Annotated in this window: 11 protein-coding genes; 9 read left to right on the top strand and 2 right to left on the bottom strand. The window is 64.7% G+C overall.

Annotation, left to right across the window (positions count from 1 at the left end):
• The first annotated feature begins 441 nt into the window (after window positions 1-441).
• The 4 genes from WCB02_RS32370 (at window position 442) to rpsD (ending at window position 3,517) form a co-directional block, all read left to right on the top strand.
• Window positions 442-690 (top strand): hypothetical protein, encoded by a 249-nt coding sequence (locus WCB02_RS32370; RefSeq protein WP_423964691.1) that lies wholly within the window; start codon window positions 442-444, stop codon window positions 688-690.
• A 293-nt stretch (window positions 691-983) separates the two neighbouring features.
• A complete protein-coding gene (gene murI, locus WCB02_RS32365) occupies window positions 984-1,796 on the top strand; it encodes a glutamate racemase (protein WP_423964689.1) in 813 nt (270 codons plus the stop codon).
• Between the two features lie 20 nt (window positions 1,797-1,816).
• Window positions 1,817-2,596 (top strand): HpcH/HpaI aldolase family protein, encoded by a 780-nt coding sequence (locus WCB02_RS32360; protein ID WP_423964687.1) that lies wholly within the window; start codon window positions 1,817-1,819, stop codon window positions 2,594-2,596.
• Between the two features lie 303 nt (window positions 2,597-2,899).
• Window positions 2,900-3,517 carry a 30S ribosomal protein S4 gene (rpsD, locus tag WCB02_RS32355; protein ID WP_423964685.1) on the top strand — a complete coding sequence of 206 codons (618 nt, stop codon included), beginning with the start codon at window positions 2,900-2,902 and terminating at the stop codon, window positions 3,515-3,517.
• A gap of 128 nt (window positions 3,518-3,645) precedes the next feature.
• On the opposite strand, the gene WCB02_RS32350 is transcribed toward rpsD, so the two are convergent.
• Complete coding sequence (locus tag WCB02_RS32350; RefSeq protein WP_423964682.1) at window positions 3,646-3,927, bottom strand: hypothetical protein; 282 nt, start codon at window positions 3,925-3,927, stop codon at window positions 3,646-3,648.
• Window positions 3,928-4,058: 131 nt separating this feature from the next.
• On the opposite strand from WCB02_RS32350, the gene WCB02_RS32345 reads away from it, so the two are divergent.
• From WCB02_RS32345 to WCB02_RS32325, 5 genes are all read left to right on the top strand, one after another.
• Window positions 4,059-4,274 carry a hypothetical protein gene (locus WCB02_RS32345; RefSeq protein ID WP_423964679.1) on the top strand — a complete coding sequence of 72 codons (216 nt, stop codon included), beginning with the start codon at window positions 4,059-4,061 and terminating at the stop codon, window positions 4,272-4,274.
• Window positions 4,231-4,449 carry a type II toxin-antitoxin system RelE/ParE family toxin gene (locus WCB02_RS32340; protein WP_423964696.1) on the top strand — a complete coding sequence of 73 codons (219 nt, stop codon included), beginning with the start codon at window positions 4,231-4,233 and terminating at the stop codon, window positions 4,447-4,449. Before WCB02_RS32345 ends, WCB02_RS32340 begins: the two co-directional genes overlap by 44 nt.
• The gene (locus WCB02_RS32335) at window positions 4,424-4,513 is read left to right on the top strand and encodes a hypothetical protein (RefSeq protein ID WP_423964693.1); all 90 of its coding nucleotides are present in this window, start codon (window positions 4,424-4,426) and stop codon (window positions 4,511-4,513) included. The genes WCB02_RS32340 and WCB02_RS32335 overlap by 26 nt, the downstream gene beginning before the upstream one ends.
• Window positions 4,514-4,528: 15 nt before the next feature.
• Window positions 4,529-5,596: a threonine aldolase family protein gene (locus WCB02_RS32330; RefSeq protein ID WP_423964677.1), complete on the top strand. Its 1,068-nt coding sequence runs from the start codon at window positions 4,529-4,531 to the stop codon at window positions 5,594-5,596.
• A gap of 90 nt (window positions 5,597-5,686) precedes the next feature.
• Window positions 5,687-6,511: a dienelactone hydrolase family protein gene (locus WCB02_RS32325; RefSeq protein ID WP_423964675.1), complete on the top strand. Its 825-nt coding sequence runs from the start codon at window positions 5,687-5,689 to the stop codon at window positions 6,509-6,511.
• Between the two features lie 12 nt (window positions 6,512-6,523).
• On the opposite strand, the gene WCB02_RS32320 is transcribed toward WCB02_RS32325, so the two are convergent.
• Window positions 6,524-7,176 (bottom strand): serine hydrolase domain-containing protein (locus tag WCB02_RS32320; RefSeq protein ID WP_423964673.1); only part of this gene is annotated, 653 nt, incomplete at its 5' end.

The raw sequence follows: 7,176 nt of genomic DNA, 5'->3' as shown, positions 1-7,176 counted from the left end.
ATCCTGTTCGCCGTCGTGTTCGGCGCCCTCGTCTATTTCGGCTACGGCAGCGTGTCGATGACAGTGACGACGACGCCCAGTCCAACCGCGCCTGCTCAGACGCAGAAATAACTCGGGCCCAAGGGTTTGGTCCAAGAGTTCGGTCCAAGAGTTCGGTCCAAGGGTTCGGCCCAAGCGTTCGGCCCAAGGGTGAGAGCTGGCTCGCTGCCGCGGCCGAGCCAGTCGACCCGGCAACGGGCAAGTCGAGAGCAGGCCCGAAACAAATCAGCGATCGCGGGAACCTTTGCCGGCTGAACTCCATTTGTTCGCTGGCGGCAACGTGAGGGTTGCCGGTTCGACTCCGTCACGGGCAACAGCACAAAACAGCCTTGACCGGAGACTCGCACCAACCAACGAAGTGACGCGGCGCGTACGCAGCATCATGCTGCAGGAAAGGTCATAATGTTCTTCCCGTTTTATTCAACCATGATGCTGGGCCTGGAATCCGGTCAAGTGATCGGACTTCGCATGCTCAAGCTCACACGCGGCGGCAACGACGCCGTCAACGAAATGCATCTGATGCTGGAGGAGAAGATCAATGCGGCCTTCGAATCCGGCACCAATTTGATGGCGGGCGCCTCGGCCGGCAGCGTCGTCAATCGGTATCGCCAGCACGTCGCGGCGAATGCCGAACGACTTTCGATCGGCTAGGTCGTCATTGCCTGATGGCATGTCCGGGCCTGTCCCGCCTGCCCGGCCCGGGCCCCTTCGGCAAGGCAAAAGCCTGGGCATCCACCCCGTTATCTTGACGTGGCCATGACGCGGATCGCCGGATAATCCCCTGCCATGACGGTCACGGAGGCGCCGTGACAGGATGACTCGAGGGGACCTGGTTCGGGCCAACGGTCCGCCCCGTTGCGCCACGAGGGGGGCCGGCTTCCGTCCGGACAAAAAGATCGACAAAGGCCGCTGATTGATGACGCCAAATCAGATATTATCAGGCCGTGGCATCGACTCCAACGATTCTGGTCTTTGATTCCGGGCTCGGCGGCCTCACGGTGCTGCGTGAGATCGTCGCCGCGCGCCCCGATGCGCATTACGTTTATGTCGCCGACGATGCATTCTTCCCCTATGGCCATCACAGCGAAGAAGCCATCGTTGCTCGCGTGGTGCCGCTGATCGGCGAATTGATCGCGTCGCACGCGCCCGATCTGGTCGTGATCGCCTGCAACACTGCCTCGACCCTGGTGATGTCGCATCTGCGCGATGCCTACACGGTCCCGTTCGTCGGCACCGTGCCGGCGATCAAGCCGGCCTGCGCGCAATCGAAAACCCGGCGGGTCTCGGTGCTCGGCACCAGGGGCACGGTGAAGCGCGAATACACCAAGGCGCTGATCCGCGATTTCGCGCTGGGCTGCGAGGTGACGCTGGTGGGCTCGCCGGAGCTGGCTTCGCTTGCCGAAAGCGCGCTGAGTGGCAACGTGGTCAGCGATCGCGACGTCGCAGCCGAGCTAGCACCATGCTTCGTCGGCGACGGTGACGATGCGACCGCGCGCACCGACACCATCGTGCTGGCCTGCACCCATTATCCGCTGCTGCTCGACCGCTTCGTGCGGTTGGCGCCATGGCCGGTCGACTGGATCGATCCGGCGCCGGCGATCGCGCGGCGGGTGTCGGATCTGCTGGGGCCGCCGCTCGGGAAAGAGCATGGCGGCGAAGCCGATCATGCCGGCGCCGCGATGCTGTTCACCTCGGGCCGGCCGCACACGCTGAGCCGTGCGCTGATGCCGTTCTTCGGCGGCCGCGTTCCGGCATGATCAGAGGAACCGGGTAAGAGATGTCCGCAACAACGCCGCTGAACCGCCTGCGCCAGGAGTGGCGCGACAAGCGCCCGACCTTCGGCGCGATCGCCACCATCCCGAGCATCCAGACCGTGCAGATCATGGCGGCCTGCGGGCTCGACTGGATCATCGTCGATCTCGAGCACGGCCCGATCGACCTGACGATGGCGCATGCGATGATCGTGGCGACGTCAGGGACCCGTTGCGTGCCGCTGGCGCGGATCGCCGCCAACGAGCCATGGCTTGCCAAGGCGCCGATGGATATCGGTGCGCTCGGCATCAATTTCCCGATGATCTCGAGCCGCGACGACGCCGCAAAGGCGGTGCGCAGCGTGCGCTATCCGCCGCGCGGCGAGCGGCTGTGGGGACCGTTTCATGCCCCGTTCCGCTGGGGTGTCTCGATGGCGGACTACATGGCGACCGCCGACGACGACATGATCTGCATGATCACGATCGAGCATGTCGAGGCGGTCAACCGCATCGACGAGATCATGGCAACGCCGGGCATCGATGTCGCCGTGATCGGCCCCGGCGATCTCGCTACCTCGATCGACAAGCGCGGCCAGATCGACGATCCCGAGGTGCAGGCGCTGATGGCGCGGGCGGAAGAAGGCATCCTGAAAAGCGGGGTGCCGATCGGCGGCGTGGCGCGCACCGCTGACCAGGCCAACCAGATGATCGACCGCGGTTACCTGGTGCTGGCGCTCGGCTTCGACTGGTCCTTGTTCCAGCGCGGCATCGCCGCGAGCCTGCAGGGGATCAAGCGGCAGGCGTGATGGAATCGGCTCGAATTAACGATATTTTAGCGCGCGAACCGCGAACAGCCGGCATTTTAATGCATTGCGAGGCGCTCCGGTTCGGTTTCGACCTCAGAATCCAGCTATCGATTTGACAAATGGACGAATTTGCTCGTAGAAACCGCCTGCTCGCGGGCCGGTTTCGGCCCGCGAAGCGTTTCGCGACCCGTGGTCCGGCCCTTGAGGCTTAAGGAATGGACCTGTCGGCACCGGCCCTGGACTTGGGTCCGGTGCACTAGGAGGGCGCGTTTCCTCAAACCATTGAAAACCGAAGAGGACGCGATGACTAAGCGCAGTGAGGCGAAATACAAGATCGATCGCCGGATGGGCCAGAATATCTGGGGCCGCCCGAAGAGCCCGGTCAACCGCAGGGAATACGGCCCCGGCCAGCACGGCCAACGCCGCAAGGGCAAGCTCTCCGACTTCGGCGTCCAGCTCCGCGCCAAGCAGAAGCTGAAGGGCTATTACGCCAACATCTCAGAGCGCCAGTTCCACGGCTTCTATGTCGAGGCGAGCCGGCTCAAGGGCGACACCGGCGAGAACCTGATCGGCCTCTTGGAGCGGCGGCTCGACACCGTGGTGTACCGCGCCAAATTCGTCGCCACCATGTTCGCCGCGCGCCAGTTCATCAATCACGGCCACATCAAGGTCAACGGCCGCAAGGTCAATATCGCGAGCTACCAGGTCAAGGTCGGCGACCTCATCGAGGTCAAGGAATCCTCCCGGCAGCTCACCCACGTGCTGGAAGCGGTCCAGCTCGGCGAGCGCGACGTGCCCGACTTCCTCGATGTCGACCACTCCAAGATGACCGCGAAGTTCGTGCGCATCCCGGCATTATCCGACGTGCCGTTCGCGGTGCAGATGGAGCCGCATCTGATCGTCGAATTCTATTCGCGCTGATCGGACCGGGGTTTTGAAACGATCAGGGGCCCCGGTTTTGCCGGGGCCTTTTTGTTGCGGCACTTGCGGCGTTCCCGGATGCTCGACGGGGCTCCCAGATCGCGGTACGATCTGATTGGATCACCCGTCTACTTGAGCAGGCTTTTGACACTGTTTCCGCTCTCCCCGACGCGCGGCAGGACGAGCTCGCGCGCGTGATGTTGCAGCTCGCAGGTGTCGATCAGCCGCCGATCCCGTTGACAACCGAGGAAGACGCCGGCTTGGCCGAAGCCGAGATCGAGCGTGGCGAACTCGCGACAGCCGAGGATGTCCGGGCCATGTGGAAAAAGCATGGCCTGTGAACATCCGCTACACACACCGTGCTCTCGCGCAGATCGAAAGGCGCTTGGCAACGGATCGTGCATGATCATGGTCTCCGGGCCGATATCGTCCGAGGTCATCAGTGCGTGGTCTCAGGCTTGAGATAACGCTTTCCGTCGGGCGTGCCGCCGTTCTGAGCTCTCGTTTTGCCGGAGCGTTTTTGTTGTGATATAGCTGGTCCATGTCAGAAACGACCGACAAATCAACGCTGGTCATGCCTTCGGCGATGCCGAGCGAGGCAGATTTGGCCGCGTGGGCGGAGCTGCCGCGCGACGAGCAGGTGCGCCGGTATCAAGCAATGCTCCAGCATCCCGACTGCAAATCTCTCACAACCGAAACTCCCGACGAGATTCTTGCTGCCGCGCGGCAGCGCGTCGCCGCGCGCCGCCATGGCTGAATTCCGGCTTACCGATCGCGCCCGCGCCGACCTGATCGACATCTACGAGTTCACCGACCGGAAATTTGGCAGCTATCAGGCGGACGCCTACTACGCCGGATTGGTTCGAACTTGCATCAGGCTATCGACGTTTCCGCTTTCAGTCACACCTGATCTTTTACACCGTCCAGCCTGACCACGTCGAAATCAGTGTCATCGTCCACAGCGGGCAAGACATCAGGCCGCAACTTTTCGAATAGCGATGAGACCCCGCCATGCTCTATACCCCTCCCCCGCGCGACCCTAAGGCGCCGGCCGTGCGCATCAACCTGTTGTCGGACACCCAGACCCGGCCGACGCCGGCGATGCGGGAGGCGATGGCGCGGGCCGAGGTCGGCGACGAGCAGATCGGCGACGATCCGACCGTCAACCTGTTGTGCGAGCGCGTCGCCGAACTGCTGGGCCAGGAGGCCGCGGTGTTCATGCCCTCGGGGACCATGTGCAACGTCGCGGCGACGCTGGTGCATTGCCGGCCGGGCGATGAAATCCTGGCGCACGAGACCGCGCATATCATCGCCCGCGAGGGCGGCGCGCATGCCGCCCTCGGCGGCTTCCAGATCACGCCGCTCACGGGCGCCGACGGGCAATTTTCGCCCGACACGTTGCGCCGGGCGTTGCATCCGCGCACACGCTACCAACCGCCGCAGACGCTGGTCAGCGTCGAACAGACCGCCAATATCGGCGGCGGCACGATCTGGAAGCAGGCCGCGCTCGACGAGGTCCTGGAGATCGCCAGGTCCGCGGGCCTTGCCACCCATATGGACGGTGCGCGGCTGCTCAACGCCTGCGTCGCAACCGGCATTGCGGCCCGCGACATGGCCAAGGGCTGGGATTCGGCGTGGATCGATTTCTCCAAGGGCCTGGGCGCACCGGTCGGCGGCGCGCTCGCAGGCTCGCGCGCCTTCATCGACGAGGTCTGGCGCTGGAAGCAGCGCCTGGGCGGCTCGATGCGGCAGGCCGGCATCTGCGCCGCCGCCTGCCTCCACGCGCTCGACCATCATGTCGAACGGCTTGCCGAGGATCACGGCAATGCGCGCGCCTTGGCGCGCGGGCTGTCGCAGATTTCGGGCATGGACGTCCAGGATCCCGAAACCAACCTGGTCTTCTTCAAGCCCGATGGCGCCGGCACCTCCGGCGAGGCCATGGTGGCCGAATTGCGCAAGCGCGGCGTGCTGCTTGCGATGATGGATGGACGGATCCGGGCCTGCACCCATCTCGACATCACCGCCGCGATGATCGAGGAGACAGTCGGCCTGGTGCGCGAGATCGCGCGGGGTGCGTAGGGCCGCGCCGCCAGCAACCTGAAGCCATCTTCAATTCGGCACAGGCTTGCGCTAGCTTTCGCCACGGGGCGAGAGCCGGCAGACCCTGACATGCTCCTGAAAGCCCTCTTGATCGCAGCGGGTCTGGCGGCCTTACCCTGCGTGGCGGGAGAGATCGACGGCGCTCCGCAAATCGTCCCGCTGGAGTCGGCGCTGGAATCGAACCCGAATCCGGTTCAGCTGCAGGGCGCGCTGCGCCGGCCGGAGGGCTCGGGACCGTTCGGCGCCGTCGTCCTGTTGCACGGCTGCAACGGCAACTACCTGCGCGTCGACGCACGCTGGGGCCGGATGATCGCCGCCTGGGGCTACGTGACGCTTTCGGTCGATAGTCTTGGCACGCGAAACATAGCGGACACCTGCAATCAGCCCTGGCCCTTCGACATGGGCTTTGACGCCTACCGGGGTTTGAAATTCCTGGCGGAGCGATTCGACGTCGATCCCAAGCGTGTCGCGGTGCTGGGATTTTCCAGCGGCGCGCGGATGGCGCTGTGGTCGGTCGAGCGCAACTCGATCGAACACCTGTTTGCAGACCGATTCCGCTCGGCCATCGCCTTCGATCCCGGTTGCAACGCATTCGCCGGCCACATGACGGTGCCGACCCTGATCCTGATCGGCGAGCGCGAGGATCGGACCCGCGTGCAGGACTGCCGCGACATGGTTGCAGGACGCAGCAGCCTCGGCATCACGCGCGACGGCACGGCGACGCGAGGCGTCAAGCTGTTGGTCTATCCCGACGCCGATCACGCTTTCGACGTGCCCCGGTTTCAACCCGGCAAGCAGCTGCCCGGGCACTGGCCGGACGACGATGGGCAGGCGACGGGCGATGCGACGCAGGAACTGCACAGCTTCCTGGATGAGACGATCGGCCGGCGATGAGATGCGGGCGCCTCAATGCGCCAGTGCCTCGTAGAGCATCGTCTTCAGCGCCAGCTGGATCTCGCCGCCCTGCGACGGCGCCTGGACCATGCAGATCCCGAACAGATCGTCGCGTGGGTCGATGAAAAATGAGGTCCCGGCAGCGCCGTCCCAGCGATATTCGCCGACCGGCCAGGACGGGTGCGGTGGCACCGTGCGCACGGCAAAGCCGAGTCCGAAGCCGCTCTCGGGGCCGGGAAAATAGAAGGGATCGTGAATGATCTTGGTCTCCGGGCCGATATGGTCCGAGGTCATCAGCGCGACGGTCTCTGGCTTGAGATAGCGCCTTCCGTCGAGCGTGCCGCGGTTCAGCAGCATCTGCGCAAAACGCGCATAGTCGCCGACCGTCGAGACCATGCCCGCGCCGCCGGACTCCCAGCGCCGCGGCACGGTGGAGTCCTTGATACCGGCGACCGGATGGGCAAAGCGATCGGCCGGCATCGGTTCGGCAATGCGCGGCCGCTGCGCCGGGTCCGCGACGGAGAACGCGGTCTCGGTCATGCCAAGCGGATCGAGCAACCGCTGCTTCTCGAACTGAAACAGCGTTTGGCCCGATATCACCTCGATGACGCGGCCGAGCACGTCAGTCGAGTGGCCATAGTCCCATCGCGTCCCCGGCTGTTCGG

This window comes from Bradyrhizobium sp. (assembly GCF_049581145.1).
GTDB lineage: Bacteria > Pseudomonadota > Alphaproteobacteria > Rhizobiales > Xanthobacteraceae > Bradyrhizobium.
The sequence above is the reverse complement of the archived record's forward strand: the minus strand, read 5'-3'. Positions and strand labels throughout refer to the sequence as shown.

What these genes read in the sequence shown, in the direction of transcription:
- WCB02_RS32360 (WP_423964687.1), top strand. Translation starts at nt 1,817, where the DNA reads ATGTCCGCAACAACGCCGCTGAACCGCCTGCGCCAGGAGTGGCGCGAC.
- rpsD (WP_423964685.1), top strand. Translation starts at nt 2,900, where the DNA reads ATGACTAAGCGCAGTGAGGCGAAATACAAGATCGATCGCCGGATGGGC.
- WCB02_RS32345 (WP_423964679.1), top strand. Translation starts at nt 4,059, where the DNA reads ATGTCAGAAACGACCGACAAATCAACGCTGGTCATGCCTTCGGCGATG.
- WCB02_RS32350 (WP_423964682.1), bottom strand. Translation starts at nt 3,927, where the DNA reads ATGATCATGCACGATCCGTTGCCAAGCGCCTTTCGATCTGCGCGAGAG.
- WCB02_RS32330 (WP_423964677.1), top strand. Translation starts at nt 4,529, where the DNA reads ATGCTCTATACCCCTCCCCCGCGCGACCCTAAGGCGCCGGCCGTGCGC.
- WCB02_RS32370 (WP_423964691.1), top strand. Translation starts at nt 442, where the DNA reads ATGTTCTTCCCGTTTTATTCAACCATGATGCTGGGCCTGGAATCCGGT.
- WCB02_RS32325 (WP_423964675.1), top strand. Translation starts at nt 5,687, where the DNA reads ATGCTCCTGAAAGCCCTCTTGATCGCAGCGGGTCTGGCGGCCTTACCC.